A 20,380-nucleotide genomic window follows, 5' to 3' on the forward strand; every position below is an offset into this window, starting at 1 on the left:
GGTCATATCCGGCAAAGGAGGCGGCGTAACGCCGCGCGGCCTCGCGGTCCGCGGCGGCCGGGGTGAAGCCCGCAAGCTCTGCGGTATCCCAGCCTGCGCCAATGCTGCGCAGCAGGCGTTCAAGCTGCTCCCGCAGGGCCGTCAGCTCCGCCTGAATCCGCTGCTGCTCCGCCCGCTTGTCCTCATAGCTGCTGCGGCTGCGGTCCAGCGCTTCGAGCGCAGGCCCCTGCTCCGCAAGCAGAGGATCAGGCGGCTTCGCCGCAAGCTCTGCGGTAAGCTCTGCTGTAAGCCGTTCCAGCCGGAACCCTGCACCCTGCAAGCTGCGCAGATCGGCTGTAAGCGACCTCCAGCGTTCCGCCCCGTTGTCCGGGAATGAAGCAATCACAGGAAGCTCCTCCAGCTCCAGCCGGCCTTCGCTCCATTTCAGCCACAGCTCCCGGATGTCCTGTGCCTTGCGCAGCTTCATCAGCCTTGCTCCGGCGAGCTCGCGGTCCAGCTTCATCTGCTCCAGCTGCTGCTCCGCAGCTTCCAGGGCCAGCGTGTTCCCGTTATATCTCGGCAGATAAGAGCGGCTCTCCGCTACCTCCTGCTCCAGCTTCCCGATAGACTGTAGAATCCTGGCCGCCTCCTGGACCTTGCCGCGCGGCTTGTAAAGCTTCTCGGCCTCCTGGACCAGACGCTTCTCGGCCCGCATAATCTCCCCGCCGCCGCCCATCCCGGCATGGAACAGGTAGCTGCTCATCTCCCCCGACTGCAAGGCACTCAGCTCCTGCAGCTCGTCAAGCGAGACAGCGAACAGCTGGCGGAACATGCTGCGGGAGATGCCGCCAAGCAGACGCCGCTCCAGCTCCGCCTGATTCAGCTCCTCCGTGCGGCCATCCGGATGGAGGAGTGCAATATGCAGCTTCTCCGCTCTGCCCGGCCCTGCGCCGCCGGAAGCATACCGGCGGATGGTCCATAATGCACCGGACTCATCCCTTGCTTCCAGCACTCCGCCGTGCGTCCCTCCTTGCAGCGGCTCGTACCGTTCAGCCGGATTCCCCCGGCTGGGGATGCCGTACAGCATGGCACGGATGAACTGCAGGGTCGTGCTTTTACCAGCCTCGTTGCGTCCGAACAGAACCGTGACCCCTTCATTCAGTCCGATGTCCCGCTGAGCCAGCCTTCCGTAGCCGCCGATCCGCAATGAATCGATCTTCATTCCTCTACCTCCCGGTCTTGCTGTCCATCACTATCTCCGGTATCCCCGGCAGTGTTCTTACTCATCACCCATCCGCCAGCATCCGCCGGCGCATTTTCCCGCGCCCGTCCAGTGCCTTCCAGCCCTGCTTCACTGCCCTCAGCAGAATACGCCTTGCCAGCCTCCTCAGCATTCAGCAGCGTCCCGCCGGGCTCTTCCAGTCCGCTCAGCAGGGTGATTCCCAGCTCCGCTGCACCTCTCAGCCATTCCTGCTTCTCTTCGGCTCCTACGGATAATAGCAGCCTGCGCAGCTCCTGATTCTCCATCAGCGGTCTCAGCGCAGTAGCAACCAGCTCGTCCAGCTCTGCGGCATTCCCGCCACTGCGCCCGGCAAGCCGCAGCATTTCACCCAGAAAGCTGTCCTCCAGAAGCAAGTGCTCCCGGTCAACCGCAAGTCCTGTTTCGATAGAGAAGCCCTCTGTCCAGACCAAGCCCGCATATTCCTTACGCACCGCGCGCACAGTTTCCCGCCGCTGCAGCTCGGTCAGCAGATCATCCGCCGCCCCCTTCTCAGCCAGCACCTTATGTATATCGCCCCGCCCGGTCAGGCGGAACCTGACCACAGACATCATCTGCGGAGTCTCTCTACGGATATCCTCCACTGCATTCTCTACAGCCAGGGTCCACTCTGCCTCGTCAGTGAGCCCTTCAATCGAGAGCTCGCGGACCTGCCAGCGTACACTGTCCAGTTCATGGAAATCCAGCCGGACTGCACCCTCTGCACTGACATCAACCGTATAACAGCCCTTTGGCCCGGTCTCCTTAATGCTTCTTCCTTGAATGTTGCCCGGATAGACGATAGGCGGATGCTCATGCAGAATACTCCGCTTATGAATATGCCCCAGCGCCCAATAGTCATAGCCCCTGCCAATCAGATCCTTCCGGGTACACGGGGAGTAAGTCTCATGCTGGAGATCTCCGTCCACATTACCGTGCAGCAGAGCGATGTGGAACAGGCTGCTGCCCGGCTGACGGCTGAAACGCAGAGCGGTATTCTCAGTAACTTTGGAGGTCGGGTAGGAGATGCCGCTGATCACCGCGACCTCCTTCCCGTCTTCCCGGCGGCGGGCGGTAACACGCTCCGGCTCACTGCCGCCGAATACCGTAACATGGGCAGGCGGCGCCGAGCTAAGACGCGGGCCGTCCAGCGGATCATGGTTACCATGGATCAGGAATACCTGAATTCCGTGGCGTCCGAGTTCCTCCAGAGCCTCCCGGAACCGGAGCTGCCCCTGAAGCGAAGCATCCGAGACATCGTAGACATCGCCGCTAATGACCACGAAATCTACCTTTTGCAGCGTGGCTACGCCAACAAGCCGCCCGAGGGCGGCGAAGGTGGACTCCCGGAGATAGGAGCGGATATCCTGCGGGAGATGGGACAGACCGGCGAACCGGCTGTCCAGATGCAGATCCGCTGCATGCAGGAAACGAAAAGGAATCATAGCCTCACCCCTTCATTCCCGGCTGAAACTGCAGATAGGTTTTCTTCAGCTCATTGGCTACACGGGTCAGGGAATAGAGGCTCTTTGCTTTATCCCAAGCCGAGCGTGACAGCTCATAGCGGTAGCCGGGGTCAGAGATTACTTTTTCCAGAGCATCTGCCAGTCCTAACTCATCATCCGGATTCACCAGCAGCCCGTTCACCCCGTCCTCAATCTGCTCGGGAATGCCGCCCACATTAGTCCCGACCAGCGCCAGACAGCTCAGCGCAGCCTCGGCAAATACCGAACCGAACGCCTCCGCCCGCGAAGGCAATACGAAGATATCGAAGAACGGCATGAATTCCTCAGGATGCAGCGTATAGCCGTAAAAAATAGTCTCATTATATATACCCAGCTCCTGCGCAAGCTTCTCCAGCTCCGCCCGGCTCGGTCCGTCACCGATAATATGCAGCACATATTCATGCCCCCGCTTCTTCAGCTCAGCACAGGCCTTGAACAGAATATCGATGCCTTTGGCCGGCACCAGACGGGTAACCGTGACCAGCTGCGGAATCTCATTCTCATGCGGGACAGGCTTGAACCGCTTCTCGTCGAATCCGTTCGGGATCACTCCGATGCTGTCCGGCCGCTCAATAAAAGGAGTCATATAATCGGCAAAAGCACGCGAAACCGTCATCAGCCGGTCACTCACATGCTCCAGCTCCCGGTAAATGGCGACCAGGAACTGATGCTCAGGTCCCCCCTCGCGGATCAACCCGTTCAGAATCAATTCACGCTCATAGCTGGAGTGCAGCGTCTGAATCAAGGGAACATCAGGATAGATTCTCTTCATCGCCAGCCCCGCAATCGGATGATGGGCATGGATCAGATCATAATTTTTGCTCATGCGCAGCTTGGTCCACCAGATGTAATCCCGGTAGGTCTGAATGTATTTTTGTACAACCGGACTATCAAAGTACACGGTCCAGTCGAAGGTCTCGAAGACGATGTCTTCGCGTCCCTTGCCCCGGATGCGCTTCGGCAGCCAGAACAAATCCATCTCCCAGCGGCTCGAGCGGAAACGTTCCTGCAGATAAGGGATCATAGAAGATACACCACCGGGCTGCTCCGGCGGGAAGAATAGCGCTTGCAGCAAGTTCATATAGGTACATCTCCCTTTACAATTGCCCTATTTACGGTGAAGGCCGGCAATTATGATATAGTTGTGTATATGTACAATAATAAATACGGGTACAATTACAGGTGTAGGTACGCTAAGGTTCCATATCTTAATTTTATCGGTATCCACCCGAAACAGCAACTAAGATGACAGCTTTACTTATCTTGGATTTTGACTAGAGGAGAATGAAAGATGAATGAAGAACGGCTGCCTGCCGCTTACACCGCTAACATTAGAGAGATGCTGGGGGATACGGCGGACGCTTTTCTGGAGAGCTATCTTGCTAAGCGGACCCAGGGTCTGCGGTTCAATACATTAAAAAGCAGTGCACCTTCCGGCCACGCCGCAGCGGAGAAGGCAATCTCACAATTCGGCCTGTCACAGATAGCATGGTGTCCGTCAGGCTTCTACTATGAGGACCCGGTTCGGCCGGGAAGACATCCTTATCATACCGCCGGACTATATTATATTCAGGAGCCCTCCGCAATGTCCGCAGCCGAGCTGCTGAAGCCGCTTCCCGGAGAGATCGTTCTCGACCTGGCGGCCGCTCCCGGCGGCAAAACCACTCATATCGCCTCACTGATGCAAGGTCAAGGGCTGCTCATCTCCAATGAAATCCACCCGGAGCGGGCCAAAATCCTGGCCGAAAACGTAGAGCGGCTCGGCATAAGCAACACGCTGGTTACCTCCGCAGCTCCCGGTGATCTCTCCCGAAGATTCCCTGAGGTGTTCGACCGCATTATGCTGGACGCACCTTGCTCCGGTGAAGGGATGTTCCGCAAAGACCCTGCGGCGATAGACGAATGGTCCCCGAAGCATGTGGAGATCTGTGTAGCCAGACAGTGGGATATTCTGCAGGATGCGTATTTGATGCTGAAGCCTGGCGGTCATATGGTCTATTCGACCTGTACCTTCAACCGCAAGGAGAATGAGGAGACAATGGAGCGCTTCGTGCAGACCTATCCCGATATGGAGCTGATCGTTACGAAGCGGCTGTGGCCGCACCTGGAGCGGGGTGAAGGGCATTTCGTGGCCCTGCTGCACAAGGCTGCTTCCGCTGACCAGACAGATTCTGCTCCACGTAAAAGCAAAGGCAAGCGCGGTGAACGCGGCAGTAATGGTCCGAAGACAAATGCTACGCTTAGGGAGGCCTATCAACAATTCATGAGCTGGGCAGAGGCAGAGCTGCCCGGATTCGCCGATCGCGGCGTTCCGCTTCTATTCGGCGAATCCCTGTATCTGCTGCCTGAGGTGTTCAGCGAGCGGCTGCATACCGGGATACTGGACGGACTCAAGGTACCGCGTGCCGGACTGCATATTGCCCATCTTAAGAAGAACCGGATCGAGCCTGCCCACGCTCTGGCCATGGCACTCCAGCCGGATCAGGCGGCGCGCAGCTATGATATGCCTGCGGAAGGCCCGGAGATCCAGGCCTGGCTGCGCGGGGAGAGTCTGCCGGTTCCGCCAAGCCTGCATGGCTGGACCCTGGTGACCGTAGACGGCTTGCCCGTAGGCTGGGGCAAAGCCAGCTCAGGCCAGCTCAAGAATCATTTGCCCAAGGGCCTGCGGATTCTAAAAGCCCATCTTGACGAGGTTTAGGCAGTTGACCAGTTCATGAAGCCTCCCTACGCATATGATGTCATTATCCCATGGAGATCCGCCGGACTTAAGTGCCGGCAAATGGGAACAGACATGAATCAAGGGAGGAATCAGACATGGGTGCAGGTGTAGGCTTCACTTCGACCGGTGCGATTTTGGTACTCTTCATATTGCTCGTAATCATTTCCCGTTCGTTGTTCGTCTAATTCCGCTGTAAGCAGCACAGCACACGGACCTCAAGCAGCCTGCTCCCTTAATGGGGGCAGGCTGCTTTTTCATCACTATACATATTGCACTTTTCCACTTACAAACAATATTTCACCAGCGCATCGCGCACGCCGTTCGCATTATTGGTGCCTGTGATCACATCTGCGGATGCTTTGACCTCCACCGGAGAGTTATCCATCGCCACACCCAGACCGGCATACGTCAGCATGGAAATATCATTATAATAGTTGCCGATCGACAGCACCTGCTCTTGCGGGATGCCAAGCTCAGCTGCCAGATGCTTCAGGGCATTGCCTTTGGAGGATTCCGGGTGCATCAAATCAACGAAGAACTCTCCGCTGCGCAGAATATTGTACTGCTCTCCCCAAGTAGCCCACTCCCGCTGCGCTTCATCCAGAATATCCGACTGTGTGAACACAGTGAATTTTACAATCGGTTCGCGAAACTCCTCCCAGGCCGGAAGAGATGCAGGCATAATACGGAAATGCTCATACATAAAGTGAGCTTCCTTCGTAAGGTTCTCCACATTGTCCACATACATCTCAAACGCAGTGTTCACATCAAAATGGATATCACGCTCGCGGCAATAGGCAATATACGGATCCAGCCCTCTGGCATCCAGCCCATACTGGTGCAGTACCTTACGGTCCTTGACACTCACCGTAGCCGCTCCGTTATGGCCCAGCACATACCCTGACAAGCCCATCTCCTCCATAAAAGGAATCGAATTCTGCGGACTGCGCCCTGTGCAGAGTACAATCTGCCCGCCCTGGCGCGTGACCTCGGCAATCGCCGCTTTGTTCTCTTCACTGAGCTGATGATCATCATTCAGCAATGTTCCGTCTACATCCAGTGCAATCAGTTTGTATTTCATACCCCATCATCCTATCTCTGTATAGTATACCTCTATTCCGCAGCCCCGCCGCCGCGCAGCAGCGTAAGCTCACGGGCCGTGAGCTCCCGGCAAGCTCCCTCGGGCAGCGTCTCGTCCAGCTTCAGTTCGCCCATCGACACCCGTTTCAGGAACACTACCTTTTTCCCGACAGCCACGAACATCCGCTTCACCTGATGGAATTTGCCTTCCGTAATGGTGAGTGAGATATACGACAGCACGCGGCTGCCCCGTTCTCTGCTTAGAATGCTAAGCTGCGCAGGCAGGGTCACATAACCATCCTCCAATTCCACACCCTCGGCAAAAGCAGCCACATCCGCTGCATCGACCTCACCCTCGACAGTGGCCTCGTAGGTTTTGGGGACATGCTTACGCGGGGACAGCAACTCATGTGCCAGCTTGCCGTCATTCGTGAGCAGCAGCAGACCCACGGTATCCTTATCCAGCCGCCCGACCGGGAACGGCTCGAACAGCACATACTCCTGCTTCAGCAGATCCAGAACCGTGCGGTCCCGTTTATCCTCGGTAGCGGATAATACACCCGGCGGTTTATTCATCATCAGATAAATGAATTCCCGGTAGAGGACCGGCTCCCCGCCAACCTCTATGCGATCATGCTGCGTGTCTACGTGGAATCCGCTGTCTTTGACGACAGCTCCATTTACTGTGATCAGGCCCTGCTTGGCCTGCTTGCGGATATCACTGCGCGAGCCGATCCCCATGTGGGACAGCACCTTGTCAATCCGTTGCTTCTTATTCGCAGTTCCTCCTGTAGCCATATTCTAAGTCCACCTCCACCCTGCGGGATATTCGTTCTTCAGTAGCCCTTCCTGCCATTTGCCCCAGCCTGCGCTGAAGCCATCGATGCAGACGAGGGTATAACCTTTGTAAGCATGTCCTTCCTTAATCGACAAGCGCTCTACGGGGATTGACAAGGTCTCCCCCTTCAGGTAGGAGACTGCTTCCCCGCCGGCGCTGGATAGCGATACCCAGCGGCTGCATTCCTCAGGACGCAGTGCTGTAGCGAGCGGATGACCGGGAACGAATCTTCCGCTCTTGATCTGCCCCACATACCAGCCCGGCCGAACTGTCTTCAGACCGTCCAGCGCTTCACGCGGTAACGGGGATATATATAGATGGTCGCCGAACCATATGGCATGTCCGGGCGGTTGTGTCCCCAGCAGCTCTTGAATAAAGTCCGCATAGACCGCGAACGCTATCGCTTCCCCGCCAGTTCGCTGTGACTGCGGACCTGGACCCGTTCCGGCTCTACCAGAGCCGGAGCCGTGTCCAGATCCGCGTCCTCCCTTGCTGCCCCGGCCGTGATCTGCCTTACCGGGAACTGCCTTACTATGAAAGTCTGTTTTGCCAGCCTTGCTCCGGGGCGCAGCGGACAGACTTCTCTCGTTAAGATCATTTCCTGCTTTTACGTTCTCTAAAGTGTCTGTCACCGTAGCTCCATTCTCTGCTGAACCGGCCTCAAATGCCTCACTCTCCGCTCCGCCACTTCCATCATGGCGCAGTACCGCCATGAAATGCCCTTCCCCCTTGACCTTATGCGGCCACAGCCGCGCCGCACCCAGCAATGGACTGAGGCCCGCAGCGAACGGGCCGGTTCCGCCTACGGGAACCAGCGAGAACTGCGGATGCCCGGACAGGAACCTGGCCACCAACTCCTCGTCCTCTTCCGGCGCGAAGGTGCATGTCGAGTAGACCATCGTTCCGCCCGGTTTCAGTGCCGTCGCTGCGGCCCGCAAAATCTCCCGCTGCATCTCCGCATATTTGTCCGGGGTTCCCGGCTCCCACTGTCTGACCATATCCTCGTCCTTGCGGAACATGCCTTCACCGGAACACGGCGCGTCGATCAGAATCCGGTCGAAGAAGCGGGGAAAGGCCGCCGCAATCCGCTCCGGGCGCTCGTTCAGTACAATGCCGTTCCGTACGCCGTACAGCTCCAAATTCTTCGCGAGCGCCTTCGTCCGTTCAGGATGCAGGTCATTCGAAATCAGCAGGCCTTCGCCCTGCAGCTTGGCAGCAATCTGGGTAGACTTGCCGCCCGGGGCTGCGCACAGATCAAGCACACGGTCCCCCGGCTGAACGTCCAGCAGTTCAACCGGGGCCATGGCACTCGGCTCTTGAATATAGTACAGCCCCGCATGATAATAGGGGTGCTTGCCGGGTCTGGCTCCCTCTCCGGTATAGAACCCCGAAGGGCACCAGGGAATCGGCTCCAGGGTGAAGGGGGAACGCTCCCGCAGCCCGTCCACCGTTATTTTCAGTGTATTGGCCCGAATTCCCCCGTAAGGTGACTGCTGATAGGTATCTACAAATTGCTCATATTCCGGTCCCAGCAGCTCTTTCATACGCTCTGCGAAAGCTCCGGGCAGTTGTGCTGTCATGATGCCTTCCTCCCGCTCAAATAATCAGGAACACCCCTGCGGGTGCTCCTGTTGTAACCTTGCTATGGTCAAGCGCCATCCGGCCTATGCCTGGGTCTATCCGGCCGCTGCGGCCCACGCCGCTGGGGCAGCACAGGCGGAGTAGACTCAGCCGCCAGCCTGACTTCTTCCTCCAGCAGGGGGTCTAAGATGCTAATCGTCAAATCATAATAATCAAAGGGCTGATCGTCGTAAGCCTCCAGACGGGCAACATACTCCCCAGCTTCCCGGACCAGCTTCCCCAAATCAATCCCCAGCGTCACCGCCGGATATCTGCCCAGTACTTCATGAGACTGCTTCAGCAGAATCAGACCGCCGCGCACATTGGCATTACGGAAATGGTACAGCCCGACTGCCACCTGCAGCAGAGCTTTGTATAACGGATCACGCTGCTTTTCCAGCCATAATTCCTCAAGCACCTCATGACATTCGAAATAATCCCTGTCCCGGTTGAAGTAGATGAGGTAGGCCAGATACAGCGGTTCATAAGCCATCCGGCTCGCTGCCCTTCTTGGCATTCGAGAGCAGCTCGCGCACATGATCCAGCAGGTCCTTCATTGCATCCATATCCTGAGCCTGCCAGATCGCATTGAACCGCTCCTGGCTCTCAATCGCTTCATTCACAAGATGATAGAAATACAGTTGATGAATGGCCTTCAGCAATTGGGTCGTCATGTTCGAGTTCTCCTCGAAGGTCTTCTGGGCCTCCAGAATCTCTTCCCGGATGCTGGACATCTCGCTGTCCAGAATGGAAGCCGCTTCTGCTGCCGTCTTCAGGCGCACCCGCATTTCATCGGGCAGGCTCTCCCGGTATTTATAATTCAGCGAATGCTCAATGGTTGCCCAGAAGTTCATCGCCAGTGTACGGATTTGAATTTCAGCCAGTACAATCTTTTGACCCAGTGCAGTCTGTACCGGATACCTTATTATCATATGGAAGCTGCGGTAGCCGCTCTCCTTATAATTGGTAATGTAGTCCTTCTCATATAACACTTCAAGGTCCTTGCGGGCGCGGATGTATTCCGCCACTCTGCGGATATCCTCGACGAACTGGCACATAATGCGAATGCCGGCGATATCCTCGATGCCCGTTTCCAGATCCTCCATTTTTACGTTTAACCGTTTGGCCTTCTCAAGTATGCTAGACAGCCGCTTCACACGGCCGGTAACGAATTCAATTGGAGTATATTCTTCCCTTTTCTTGAGTTCGGAGCGCATCGTCTTGAATTTAACCTTCAATTCCTCCACCGTTTGTTCATAAGGAAGCAGAAAAGTTCCCCAGTCCCTGACGTCCATCGCCTTGTCCTCCTGTCCATTCATCCTTCAGTGATGATCAGCGCCTACCGCATCAAGGAGCCTCTGGAAGCCGTCCCGCCGCAGCAGCTGCCGTAGTCCGGCATGCACTCTACGGTTAACCTCCGGCCCTTCATAGATGAGTGCTGTATAAATTTCGACCAGACTGGCGCCCGCCCGTATCTTATCGTAAGCATCCTGGGCTGTAAAGATCCCGCCCGACCCGATAATCGGCAGCTTGCCGCCCGTCTGGCTATAGATTCTGCGGATAATCTCTGTAGAACGTTCGCGCAGCGGCTGGCCGCTCAGCCCGCCTGTCTCACCGGCTTTGTCGCTCTGCAGCCCTTCACGGGAGAGTGTCGTATTGGTCGCAATGATGCCGTCCATTCCGGCTTCCGTGATGGTATGTACCATATATTCCAGCTCAGCGTCACTGACATCGGGAGCGATCTTGACCAGCAGCCCCTTCGTGATGCCCGTCTTGACCCGCTGCAGCTCCATCTCTTCCTTAACCTCGCTAAGCAGGTTCGAGAGCTCGCTGCCATGCTGAAGACTCCGGAGATCCGGGGTATTCGGCGAGCTGATATTGACCACAAAAAAATCACCGTACGGATACAGCGTACGGATACACTTGCGGTAATCCTCATGCGCCAATTCATTCGGGGTGGCCTTGTTTCGTCCGATATTGACCGCCACCGGAATTCTGCGCTTCTTCAGCTTCTTGAGACGTTCAGCCATAGCCTCAGCGCCTTCATTATTGAAGCCCATCCGGTTAATAAGCGCCTTGTCAGGCAGCAGCCGGAACAGCCGGGGACTGTCATTGCCGGGCTGGCCTACCGGAGTTACCGTGCCTACCTCCATAAATCCGAAGCCGATCGAAGAGAATCCTCCTACCGCTTCCGCATTCTTATCCAGTCCTGCCGCTAAGCCTACTGGGGTCGGGAAATGTACCCCGAACAGGTCCACTGCAAGATCAGCTGTCTCAGGAACCCCGTACATCAAGCGCATAGCTGCGCTCCCGCCGGGAACCAGATCTGCTTTATTCAGTCCCCCGATGACGAGATGATGCGCCGTCTCCGGATCCATTTTAAAGAAAATTGGCTTGCCAAAATGTCGATACAGCACCGTTCTCGCTCCTTCAAGGGAACCACAATTGACATGACGACTCCCGTATCTATAGATTTCTTCTTAATTTTATCCGTTTCCGGGGGAAAAGAAAAGTTTTTTGCCGCAGCAATTGTCCCCGCCTTGCCGCACTTCCTTGACGCCGCCGCCAATTCACAGATTCCCCGTAATTTCAATTCCGTCCGCAGTCCGCAGGTGATTCCTTGCCCAGCTTATGAACTGGTTCAGGAAATCCTGTAGTTCAGAGTCTCTAACCCGCTGCTGCTCAAGCTCAGACAAGATGGACTCCCACAAGCTCTTTGGAATAGGATTCTCCCAGCACGGGTCCAGCGATGTCTGCTCTTCTCCAGTGAAGGGATTGGCTACAGGGAACACCCTGGCCACCGCAGGCTTAAGATACTCGAAGTCCTCTTCATAGATAAACAGCATCTCTTCAGGTGCACTCCCGCCCTCTTCCATGTTCAAATTATACCGGGAAAAGGTGAACCCTATATTCCTCCGGGGACCTGCATAGCGGTATAGCAGCACCGGAATTTCGCTTTTGGATCTGCTTGCCATGGCAGCATCACTCCTGCTTCTGTGTTCTTTACGCTCCAGCATGAAACCTTCCTTATGATACTCCAGCCGGTATTCCTCTGTATAGACTAAGGCTTCGGCAATCCAGTCCTGCCGCAAGAGATTGCAGCTAGACTTGTCTTTTCATCCAGACTAGAATAGAGGAGCGGGCACAAGTTCAATACACCGCCGCCAATCCTCACATGTAAGGGTTATCACAGACTAAGAGAGAAAGAAGCGTGACATAATGTCAACCAAACGTAAGCCTCCTACACTCCAGCAGAAAAAAGAAGAAGTGAACCGCAAAGCCATTCTGTGGATCAGCGCCAGTCTGGTACTGCTGATTGCGCTTATCGCCGTTTTATTTATCTTAGTCGGGAATTAGTTCAGCCAATGGTACACTTTGTGGGGGTTGGTCTGATTGCGGGGCGAATCCGAAGGGAAACGTTCCTCCGGTACGACCAGCTCCTCAGGCAGAACCCCTTGACTGATCTGAACCTTCGTGCCCATCGGCACCATCGCGAACAGCTCCTCCACATCCTTCCGGCTCATCCGGATACACCCCAGCGACTCATCCTTGCCGATGCTATCCGGCTCATTTGTCCCATGAATTGCATAATTACTGTCCGAGAGCTGCATACCGCGGCTGCCGAATTCCCCGTTATCGCGCCCGTTCGGGTTCACGACCTTATCCTTAATGAAGAACTCTCCTTCAGGTGTCTTATCTCCGCCGAGTCCCACAGGATAATTCCGTACAATCACATTTCCGCTGGTGACCGCCAGACGGTAGTTTTGCTTATCAACAATGATAGCAAGCGGTTGTTTGAAAAAAAGCTTCTCCCCCGGCCCCGCCGCCGGACGTCCGCCTGTCTGCTCTTGCCCCGGAGTACCCGCCTCTTGGCCTCCTGACGGCTGTGGAGATGCAGAGAGCAGCGGCGCCTCTCCCCGTGCGGCACTGCGCAGCGGTGCGAAGGCTTCCTTCATCAGCGGGGTGATGCCGCCCAGCACGTTCGCCGGGAACGGCTTCACTAATTCCTGTACCACTTCGGGATATGCTCCCTTGCTGTTCTTGTACGCACGCAGCGCACTCCAGAGCACAGCAAGCTCCTCCTGCTGCTTCTGCCAGTTCAGCCCCTGCTGCTTAAGCTCTGCCGGATCCGGCGGCTGGCAAGCGCACGCTGCCTGATTATAGGACTGATAGACTATACGCCCTTCTCCGCTCTTAGCAAGGGTAGCCTCCAGCGGCAGCCCTTTCTTCCACAGCAGCCATTTGCCCGAGCGCTTCATACTGAGCAGTGCGGTGGCGGAAGGCGTCTTCGCAGACTTCAGGATGGCTGCCAGCCCCCCGCCTCCCGTAGCAGCATCCGCCGCGACAGCCGTGAAATCCAGACTTGCCGGTTCTCGCGGACTCACCTGTGTCTCTTCGGCGCTCTCCGGCGGCAGCACGGCTGAAATATTCGCGGCTGGCGCAGCGGTACCCGCTCTCTCCGGCTGAATTCCCGGTGCGACGGCAGCCGGAATAAGCATGAGCAGCAGCAGCATTAGAGCAAGCAGCACCCGGCGCTTCCTGAGCCTCGCGGTCTGCCGTTCCCGGGCCGATTCCAGTAGCCCTTCCTCGTACTGCTGCAGCATTTCCGCCGGCACCTTGCTGCGTTCAAAAGCCTCATACACTTCCCCGGCCTGATTGTAACAGTAATTCGCTTTTCCATACTGGCCGTTCTTATAGTATTCCTTACCAAGCAAGTACCATGCCATCTTATTATCCGGATGCATCTGTACATAGGCTTTTAGATGCTGAGCATTCTTCATGTTGGCCTCCACTTTAAGCTCAGTCGTCACTGCGGGGAACCCCTCTCACCTCCGGCCGCTTACGCTCCAGCCGATCCTTAAGTCCCCCTCCGATCCTTCCCGCTTTTGGTTATATGGTTATGTATGCGTATGTATCTTCTATTTTATATCGGCAAGGAATGCAAAAAAAGACACCTCAAGCCGCATTTATTGCGGACCGGAGATGTCTTTATGTAGACGGCAGAAGCTAGCCCTCTTTGTTGAAAGGTGCATCTGCAATCTTAATGGAATCTGTAGGGCATCCGTCAGCTGAATCCTGCAGGTCATCGAACAAGTCGTCCGGAATCACTACATTACCGTGGTTGCCGTCGTTCTCATAGATCACTTCTGCCAAACCTTCATCATCGTAATCAAAAATATCAGGGGCCGTCGCGCCACAAGCACCACAAGCGATGCATGTGTCCTTCTCGACCCAAGTGTACTTAGCCATTTTTTCTCTGCCTCCCGCTTAACTATACAGCCTGCAGTCGCAGCCTGTTATTTTTCTCATATTAATATAAATAGGATACAATTTCAATGAATTTTCAATGTGTTGACATTATTGCCTCATTCTCTGCGGTGCTCCAGGCGGCTGATGGCGGGCCTTAACTCAGTCTATATCCTTGTCTGCGCCGCCCAGATTGTCCTTCTGCAGCGAGGTGCCCCGCTCCTTATGATTACGCAGCCGCGCCGAGTGGCTGTCGCTCAGCATCCCTGCGGTCAGCACCGCATTCTCGCCGAACTTGTTGCGCAGCATATCCATCGCCTTATTGAGCGATTCCTTCTTCGGCTGCCGTTCGTAGTCGAACAGGTCCAGCTGAATGGCCGACTCCTCTTTGGGTATCAGCCCCTGGAGCGTTACCCCCAGCAGCCGCACCGGCTTGTCACCCTTCCAGTGGCGCGCGAACTGGTCGCATGCCACCTTATAGATGTCCTCGGCACTCTCCGTGGGAGCCTCAAGCTGGCGGGAGCGGGTAATCGTCTTCATATCCGGCGTGCGGATCGTCAGCTGTACCCCCGCTGCAACCAGCCCCTGCTTCCTCAGCCTCCGCGCGACCTGATCGCTTAGGTTCAGCAGAATCGGGCGCGCCTCAGCCAAGCCCACTACATCATGCGGCAGCGTGGTTGTATGGCCGATGGATTTGCTCTGCTCCCGCTCCGGATTCACGATCCCGTGATCAATCCCGTTCCCCGCCCGCTTCAGCCAGGCACCCATGACGCCGAAATGGCCGACCAGCATCGCCTCGTCTGCGGCCGCCAGCTGTCCGATGCTGTAGATGCCCAGCTTGCGCAGCTTCTCGGCCGTCTTGCCGCCAATGCCGAACATCTCATTGCACGGCTTGTCCCACAGCACGGACGGCACATCGCGCAGCCGCAGCACGGAGATACCGCTGGGCTTCTTCAGATCAGAAGCGATCTTCGCCAGCAGCTTGTTGGGGGCAATCCCGATGGAGCAAGGCAGACCCAGCTCCTCCATAATGCGCCGCTGCAGCGCCTCGGCAATCTCCAGCGGGGTACCGAATTGACGGGAGCCGGTGATATCGAGATAGCATTCATCTATAGAGACCGCTTCGAGCAAGGGGGTATAGCTGTAGGCAATTTGCATAAAAGCATTCGAGTACTTGCGGTATAGATGGAAATCCGGCTTAATAAGCATTAAAGACGGACAAATCCGCAGCGCCTTCTGCACCTGCATGCCAGTGGAGATGCCCAGCCTGCGCGCGGCGTAGGAGCAGGTGACGATAATCCCCCTTCTAGCCTCCACACTGCCCGCCACCGCTGTCGCCTTACCTTTATATTGCTCCGGATCTTCCGCCTCATGCACAGAGCAGTAAAAGGCATTCATGTCCACATGCAGAATAACCCTGCCGCTTGCCGGATAATATTGATCCACACTCTGCATGGTATCCACCTTCTTATCTTTCGGGGTTCCATTGTTATTGTCAGCATACCTCTACCCCGGCGGGAGGTCAACTTGCCAGAGAGCCGCTTGTGACAGCGCAGTGAAAAGTTCTTTGTTACTTTCCCGCGTAAAAATGCTATAATATAAAAATTAATTTCCTATGCGAAGGCTAATAACACTTTTAGGAGGACACTCATGTCTAAGTCTATCTCCATCTTCGATACTACCCTGCGCGACGGAACACAAGGCGAGGGGATCAGTCTGTCGGCGGATGACAAGCTGAAGATTGCCAGGAAACTCGACGATCTGGGTGTCCATTATATTGAAGGCGGCAATCCGGGCAGCAACAACAAGGATATCGAGTTTTTCAAAAGAGTCCAGGAGCTTCATCTGAATGCCAAAATTACCGCATTCGGCAGCACCCGGCGCAAGAACACGGTGACTGAGCAGGACGAGGGGCTGCAGCGGATGATTAACGCTGGCGTTCCGGCGGCTACCCTGGTGGGCAAATCGTGGGATTTCCATGTTCATACTGCCCTGCAGACCACTCTGGAAGAGAACCTGGCCATGATCGGCGATTCCATCTCTTATTTGAAGCACAAGGGGCTTGAGGTCATTTTCGATGCAGAGCATTTCTTCGACGGCTTCAAAAATAACCCTGATTACGCTGCCGCTGTTCTCACCCGTGCCCGCGAGGCCGGAGCAGACTGGCTGGTGATGTGCGATACGAACGGCGGCACCCTGCCGCATGAGATTCATGATATTGTGACAAGCATCGGTGTGATGCTCCCGGAAGCATCGCTCGGTATTCATACACACAACGATTGTGAGCTTGCGGTTGCCAACACCCTAAGCGCAATCGGCGCCGGTGCCCGGCAGGTCCAGGGGACCATTAACGGCTACGGCGAGCGCTGCGGCAATGCCAATCTGTGTTCCATCATTCCAACACTGCAGCTGAAGATGGGCTATCACTGCATCCCTGGCGATTCTCTGCCGCAGTTAACCAATACAGCCCGGTTCATCAGTGAGGTCGCCAACGTGAACATGCCGGTGAATCAGCCTTATGTCGGCACAGCTGCCTTCGCCCACAAGGGCGGCATTCACGTATCCGCCATATTACGCGATTCACGAACGTACGAGCATATCGCCCCTGAGCTGGTCGGCAATAAGCAGCGTGTCCTCGTCTCCGAGCTTGCGGGACAGAGCAATGTGCTGTCCAAGGCTCAGGAAATGGGACTCAGCCTTGATCCAAGCAGCGAGCAGGCGCGCAAGGTGATTGACAAGATCAAGGATCTTGAACATCAGGGGTATCAGTTCGAAGGCGCGGATGCTTCGCTTGAATTGCTGCTCCGGGAAGCGACCGGTGAGATGAACGAGCTGTTCACCTTCGAATCGTTCAAGATGCTGGTTGAGAAAACCGCCGGCCGCCCTGTCGTCTCCGAAGCCTTCGTCAAGCTGAAGGTCGGCGGCGAGAGCCTGTACACGGCCGCCGAAGGCAACGGACCGGTCAACGCACTGGATAATGCGCTGCGCAAGGCGCTGCAGACCTACTTCCCGCAGCTTAAAGACATGCACCTCTCCGACTATAAAGTCCGCGTGCTGGATGAGCAGGATCAGACAGCCGCGAAGGTACGCGTACTGATTGAATCCAAGGACTATAGCGACACCTGGAGCACCGTAGGCGTATCCAGCAACGTGATCGAAGCGAGCTGGGAGGCTCTGGTCGATTCCATGCGCTATGCCCTTCTGGGACAGATCTCACTGGACCAGGGCATTCCTGCCAGCAGTGAACCGAGAGGTTTGGTCAATCACTGACCTCTATGGCTTCGCTCTATTTACTCCAAAAGCCCTCCGATGCGGAACTTTTTCCGCGCAGGAGGGCTTTTCACTATGGGGCTGATCGCCTGTGCTAAGAGCCGGTCAGCGCGATAATCTTTTTCTCCAATTCCTCTGCGCTCAGGACCCCCAGAATAATCTCGCTGATTATCCCATTCTTATCAATCAATACATTGGTCGGGAACACCGCCCCGTTATACTTGTCGAAGATCTGGCCCTTCAGATCATACATCACCGGGAAGGTCAGCATGTACTTCTTGACGAAGCGTTCCGCATTAGGCTTGTAATCCTGGCTGGCCACGTTAATTCCGTAGACATCCAGCACCTTGCTGTATTTCATAGCCAGCTTATTCAGCTCAGGAGCCTCCTGTTGGCAAGGATCGCACCAGGAGGCCCAAAAGTTAAGAATGACCGGCTTCTCCCTTGCCCCATCGACCCCATATTGCTTATCCCCTTCCTGCACTGTAAAAGGAGGCGCTTTAAGTCCGGCGGAGGCACCAATCTCCGGTTCCGCCTTCTGCTGCAGGACTGCAACCGCCTTAGGCTCCGATTTCATTTTATGTTCTATGGCAAGAACGGCCAGAAAAACAATCAAGGCCAGAATCGTTACATTCCGTTTATGGACTGCTTTCATAGAGTTCAGATCCTTTTCATGGAGGATTTTTCTCTATTGTACCCCCACTTGCTCCAGTTTCAAACGTAATTCATAAAAAAGAGGATTCCGTCAAAGACGAAATCCCATGAAGAGAGAGGGGTAAAGCTGACAGCGGCCAAGGAAGCCTCCGGCTGTTCAGACCGGACTCTTCCGTACAGCAAAGGCTGGGGAAGCTTCTGCTGCCCGGCTGCCACAGGAGACCTGCGGACAGCTGCTGGCGCTGCCGCAGCGGGTGGCATGTGTATTGGCCCTAAGGCCGATACGCAACGTAGCGCCGGACCCGCCGCCTTCCTGCTATACCTTAATGAGTCCCCGCTTTGCACTGCAATCCGGATAGTCTTATACAATAGCCCTCAGGTCCTGCTTAGATAGGCGTACAAGTCGCCTAGCGTATCTACCTGATTCTTTTGTAAGATCTGGCGGATGTAAGCTACCCACAGCTTCGCCGTCATCTTGGCATCCTCCAGCGCATGATGGCGGCCCTCAATAGGAATCCCATGGATCGCCAGCAGCTCATCCAGCGTGTAATTGCTGCGGTGCGGCTCCAGCCAGCGGGCCAGCATCATCGTATCCAGCACCCGGTGGGTTAACTGGACCTTGGAGGTCTTCCATAAGGCAGCGTTCAGGAATGCCTTATCATGGGCACTTCCGTGCGCCACCAGCACCCGCTGCCCGACGAAGGACATGAAGTTATGCAGGCCATCCATCAGCGGCGGAGCAGAGGAGGTCATCTCGGCTGAAATTCCGGTCAGTCTCGTAATATTGTCAGGAATCGTTGCCCCGCAGTTCACCAGTGTATAGAAGCATTCCTCTGACTTGATCTCTTCCCCTACTACCCGGATCGCCCCGATGGACATAATCTCGTCCCCTCCCTGATGGGAGAAGCCCGTAGTCTCCAGATCGAATATTACCGTCTCCAGTTCAGACAGCGGAGTATGCAGCACCTCGGGACGCCGCTTCTCGCGCATCAGGGAACGGATAAAGGCCATTTGCTGGGCTGTCTGCTGCGCCGATTCTCCGCCCCTCATGGAAGCGATGGCTGAGGGCATTCCGCCTTGCCGCAGATTATTCCAGAATCCTCCGCCTTTGCTCGGCTCCTTCATAGCTGTCTCCTTTCCGCTGACCGGAGCTGCCGCTGCAGCGCTTTATGCAGGCGTCTGATCAGCAGCAGGCTTTCCCGCAGCTCCGCCCGGAGCTGCTTATTCTTCAAATCATTCTCGGCATAATAATCACTGCTCACGAGCAGGCCGTCCTTCACCGTAAACGGCGTATTCACCCGCATCCTGAGCGCTGTCAGACAAGCCCGCCTGATTTCTTCCAGATGCTGATACTGCTCCAGCTTAGCCAGCTCATCCAGCCGCTTCAGTGTCGAAGATGCTTCGATTCCATGCAGCAGCGACAAGTGCCTGACAATATTGACAAGCGGAATGTAGAGGCCATATTTGACATCGAAACCGCCTGCATTATCACCGAACCGTTCCGTGAGCACCTGCCCCAGCAGATTCAGAGTTGCCTTGTGGCGCACCGTATTGCGCAATACCGCCATCGTCAATTTGCTGTTATCCGTGAATCCTGTGTGCAGGGCTTCCCGCCACTGCGCAGACAGCGCCTTACTCCCCGCAACATGGCGCATATCCGAAGCTATAATCAGGTACCGGACAGGCTCCCATTCGAGCTGCTCCATCCAGTCTGCCAGCTGGCGCTTCCAGTCAGCCAGTGACTTCCGCCAGAGCGGCTCAGAGCACATGACCCTGCCCTCACACTTCTCATAGCCAATGGCCTCAAGCACATCCGACAGCATACTGCCAAAAGCTTCGAAATACCTTTTCCGCTCACCCTCCAGCGCTTCCTCCACAATCAAGCCGTTATCCTGATCGCTCCACAGCGTAGCCTCCTGCCGGCCCGCACTGCCGAATACAATAAAGGAATAGGCGCAGGGAGGCAGGCCGTAGCCCGCCTCCTTCATCTGCGCCTCACATATCCGTACCGCTGTCCCGGCAAGCTGGTCATGCATCGCATTGACCCGGTGCATCCAATCCTGAACGGGAATCACGTTAAGCTGCTCCAGCAGCATTCGCTGACATGCGGTACGCCTCGCCTTAAGCTCCTCCGGCGAACCGGCTGTTACGATGGACAAGTAACTTTCTTCTTCGTTCCAATCTGCTGCCTCCATCGAAGCCACTCGGTC

General features: G+C 55.9%; 20 protein-coding genes. 4 read left to right on the top strand and 16 right to left on the bottom strand.

Going from position 1 to position 20,380, the window contains the following annotated elements:
- The 3 genes from C162_RS32945 to C162_RS32955 form a co-directional block, all read right to left on the bottom strand.
- Positions 1-1,201: AAA family ATPase (locus C162_RS32945; RefSeq protein WP_036702168.1), on the bottom strand; the 1,201-nt coding region annotated here is incomplete at its 3' end.
- Entirely contained in the window at positions 1,198-2,682 is a 1,485-nt protein-coding gene (locus C162_RS32950) for a metallophosphoesterase family protein (protein WP_084649122.1), read from the bottom strand. The genes C162_RS32945 and C162_RS32950, both read right to left, overlap by 4 nt.
- Positions 2,683-2,686: 4 nt before the next feature.
- Positions 2,687-3,823, bottom strand: coding sequence for a glycosyltransferase family 4 protein (locus tag C162_RS32955; protein ID WP_036702169.1), 1,137 nt, complete (start codon positions 3,821-3,823; stop codon positions 2,687-2,689).
- 210 nt (positions 3,824-4,033) lie between these two features.
- On the opposite strand from C162_RS32955, the gene C162_RS32960 reads away from it, so the two are divergent.
- Together C162_RS32960 and C162_RS36300 are read left to right on the top strand one after the other, a co-directional pair.
- A complete protein-coding gene (locus tag C162_RS32960) occupies positions 4,034-5,440 on the top strand; it encodes an RsmB/NOP family class I SAM-dependent RNA methyltransferase (protein ID WP_036702170.1) in 1,407 nt (468 codons plus the stop codon).
- A 116-nt stretch (positions 5,441-5,556) separates the two neighbouring features.
- Complete coding sequence (locus tag C162_RS36300) at positions 5,557-5,646, top strand: sporulation protein YjcZ (RefSeq protein ID WP_143803672.1); 90 nt, start codon at positions 5,557-5,559, stop codon at positions 5,644-5,646.
- 98 nt (positions 5,647-5,744) lie between these two features.
- Here C162_RS36300 and C162_RS32965 read toward each other — a convergent pair whose 3' ends face one another.
- The 7 genes from C162_RS32965 to C162_RS32995 all read right to left on the bottom strand — a co-directional run bounded on the left by C162_RS32965 (position 5,745) and on the right by C162_RS32995 (position 11,974).
- On the bottom strand, positions 5,745-6,542 hold the full coding sequence (locus C162_RS32965) for a Cof-type HAD-IIB family hydrolase (protein WP_036702172.1): 798 nt from the start codon (positions 6,540-6,542) through the stop codon (positions 5,745-5,747).
- Positions 6,543-6,574: 32 nt separating this feature from the next.
- Entirely contained in the window at positions 6,575-7,339 is a 765-nt protein-coding gene (locus tag C162_RS32970) for a pseudouridine synthase (RefSeq protein WP_036702174.1), read from the bottom strand.
- A 3-nt stretch (positions 7,340-7,342) separates the two neighbouring features.
- Positions 7,343-8,959 (bottom strand): RsmB/NOP family class I SAM-dependent RNA methyltransferase, encoded by a 1,617-nt coding sequence (locus tag C162_RS32975; RefSeq protein WP_036702176.1) that lies wholly within the window; start codon positions 8,957-8,959, stop codon positions 7,343-7,345.
- Positions 8,960-9,027: 68 nt separating this feature from the next.
- Entirely contained in the window at positions 9,028-9,492 is a 465-nt protein-coding gene (locus C162_RS32980; RefSeq protein ID WP_036702178.1) for a DUF309 domain-containing protein, read from the bottom strand.
- Complete coding sequence (locus tag C162_RS32985) at positions 9,482-10,294, bottom strand: GTP pyrophosphokinase (protein ID WP_036702180.1); 813 nt, start codon at positions 10,292-10,294, stop codon at positions 9,482-9,484. Before C162_RS32985 ends, C162_RS32980 begins: the two co-directional genes overlap by 11 nt.
- A 27-nt stretch (positions 10,295-10,321) precedes the next feature.
- Positions 10,322-11,416, bottom strand: coding sequence for a quinone-dependent dihydroorotate dehydrogenase (locus C162_RS32990; RefSeq protein ID WP_036702182.1), 1,095 nt, complete (start codon positions 11,414-11,416; stop codon positions 10,322-10,324).
- Positions 11,417-11,569: 153 nt separating this feature from the next.
- Positions 11,570-11,974: a hypothetical protein gene (locus tag C162_RS32995; RefSeq protein ID WP_036702361.1), complete on the bottom strand. Its 405-nt coding sequence runs from the start codon at positions 11,972-11,974 to the stop codon at positions 11,570-11,572.
- Between the two features lie 244 nt (positions 11,975-12,218).
- Here C162_RS32995 and C162_RS36765 point away from each other — a divergent pair, with 244 nt between their 5' ends.
- Positions 12,219-12,356 carry a hypothetical protein gene (locus C162_RS36765; protein ID WP_179090444.1) on the top strand — a complete coding sequence of 46 codons (138 nt, stop codon included), beginning with the start codon at positions 12,219-12,221 and terminating at the stop codon, positions 12,354-12,356.
- Here C162_RS36765 and C162_RS33000 read toward each other — a convergent pair.
- From C162_RS33000 to C162_RS33010, 3 genes are all read right to left on the bottom strand, one after another.
- Positions 12,353-13,810 (bottom strand): L,D-transpeptidase family protein, encoded by a 1,458-nt coding sequence (locus C162_RS33000; protein WP_327196404.1) that lies wholly within the window; start codon positions 13,808-13,810, stop codon positions 12,353-12,355. The two genes, C162_RS36765 and C162_RS33000, sit on opposite strands and share 4 nt — an antisense overlap.
- 196 nt (positions 13,811-14,006) lie before the next feature.
- Positions 14,007-14,249: a ferredoxin gene (locus C162_RS33005; RefSeq protein WP_036702186.1), complete on the bottom strand. Its 243-nt coding sequence runs from the start codon at positions 14,247-14,249 to the stop codon at positions 14,007-14,009.
- A gap of 159 nt (positions 14,250-14,408) precedes the next feature.
- Positions 14,409-15,701, bottom strand: a complete 1,293-nt coding sequence (locus tag C162_RS33010) for a DNA polymerase IV (RefSeq protein ID WP_036702187.1) — start codon at positions 15,699-15,701, stop codon at positions 14,409-14,411.
- 195 nt (positions 15,702-15,896) lie between these two features.
- Between C162_RS33010 and cimA the strand changes: the two genes are divergently transcribed.
- The gene (gene cimA / locus C162_RS33015; RefSeq protein WP_036702189.1) at positions 15,897-17,516 is read left to right on the top strand and encodes a citramalate synthase; all 1,620 of its coding nucleotides are present in this window, start codon (positions 15,897-15,899) and stop codon (positions 17,514-17,516) included.
- A gap of 94 nt (positions 17,517-17,610) precedes the next feature.
- Here cimA and C162_RS33020 read toward each other — a convergent pair whose 3' ends face one another.
- The 3 genes from C162_RS33020 to C162_RS33035 all read right to left on the bottom strand — a co-directional run bounded on the left by C162_RS33020 (position 17,611) and on the right by C162_RS33035 (position 20,365).
- On the bottom strand, positions 17,611-18,171 hold the full coding sequence (locus C162_RS33020) for a TlpA family protein disulfide reductase (RefSeq protein ID WP_036702191.1): 561 nt from the start codon (positions 18,169-18,171) through the stop codon (positions 17,611-17,613).
- A gap of 374 nt (positions 18,172-18,545) precedes the next feature.
- On the bottom strand, positions 18,546-19,295 hold the full coding sequence (locus C162_RS33030; protein WP_036702195.1) for an exonuclease domain-containing protein: 750 nt from the start codon (positions 19,293-19,295) through the stop codon (positions 18,546-18,548).
- Entirely contained in the window at positions 19,292-20,365 is a 1,074-nt protein-coding gene (locus C162_RS33035) for a DUF294 nucleotidyltransferase-like domain-containing protein (RefSeq protein WP_036702362.1), read from the bottom strand. The genes C162_RS33030 and C162_RS33035 overlap by 4 nt, the downstream gene beginning before the upstream one ends.
- Positions 20,366-20,380 lie beyond the last annotated feature (15 nt).

The organism is Paenibacillus sp. FSL R7-269, assembly GCF_000517865.1.
GTDB lineage: Bacteria > Bacillota > Bacilli > Paenibacillales > Paenibacillaceae > Paenibacillus_AQ.

Coding starts and splice junctions, on each gene's coding strand:
- C162_RS36765 (WP_179090444.1), top strand. CDS start 12,219: ATGTCAACCAAACGTAAGCCTCCTACACTCCAGCAGAAAAAAGAAGAA.
- C162_RS32995 (WP_036702361.1), bottom strand. CDS start 11,974: ATGGCAAGCAGATCCAAAAGCGAAATTCCGGTGCTGCTATACCGCTAT.
- C162_RS32955 (WP_036702169.1), bottom strand. CDS start 3,823: ATGAACTTGCTGCAAGCGCTATTCTTCCCGCCGGAGCAGCCCGGTGGT.
- C162_RS32985 (WP_036702180.1), bottom strand. CDS start 10,294: ATGGACGTCAGGGACTGGGGAACTTTTCTGCTTCCTTATGAACAAACG.
- C162_RS32970 (WP_036702174.1), bottom strand. CDS start 7,339: ATGGCTACAGGAGGAACTGCGAATAAGAAGCAACGGATTGACAAGGTG.
- C162_RS32980 (WP_036702178.1), bottom strand. CDS start 9,492: ATGGCTTATGAACCGCTGTATCTGGCCTACCTCATCTACTTCAACCGG.
- C162_RS33030 (WP_036702195.1), bottom strand. CDS start 19,295: ATGAAGGAGCCGAGCAAAGGCGGAGGATTCTGGAATAATCTGCGGCAA.
- C162_RS32975 (WP_036702176.1), bottom strand. CDS start 8,959: ATGACAGCACAACTGCCCGGAGCTTTCGCAGAGCGTATGAAAGAGCTG.
- cimA (WP_036702189.1), top strand. CDS start 15,897: ATGTCTAAGTCTATCTCCATCTTCGATACTACCCTGCGCGACGGAACA.
- C162_RS33035 (WP_036702362.1), bottom strand. CDS start 20,365: ATGGAGGCAGCAGATTGGAACGAAGAAGAAAGTTACTTGTCCATCGTA.
- C162_RS33020 (WP_036702191.1), bottom strand. CDS start 18,171: ATGAAAGCAGTCCATAAACGGAATGTAACGATTCTGGCCTTGATTGTT.
- C162_RS32960 (WP_036702170.1), top strand. CDS start 4,034: ATGAATGAAGAACGGCTGCCTGCCGCTTACACCGCTAACATTAGAGAG.
- C162_RS32950 (WP_084649122.1), bottom strand. CDS start 2,682: ATGATTCCTTTTCGTTTCCTGCATGCAGCGGATCTGCATCTGGACAGC.
- C162_RS36300 (WP_143803672.1), top strand. CDS start 5,557: ATGGGTGCAGGTGTAGGCTTCACTTCGACCGGTGCGATTTTGGTACTC.
- C162_RS33010 (WP_036702187.1), bottom strand. CDS start 15,701: ATGCAGAGTGTGGATCAATATTATCCGGCAAGCGGCAGGGTTATTCTG.
- C162_RS33005 (WP_036702186.1), bottom strand. CDS start 14,249: ATGGCTAAGTACACTTGGGTCGAGAAGGACACATGCATCGCTTGTGGT.
- C162_RS32965 (WP_036702172.1), bottom strand. CDS start 6,542: ATGAAATACAAACTGATTGCACTGGATGTAGACGGAACATTGCTGAAT.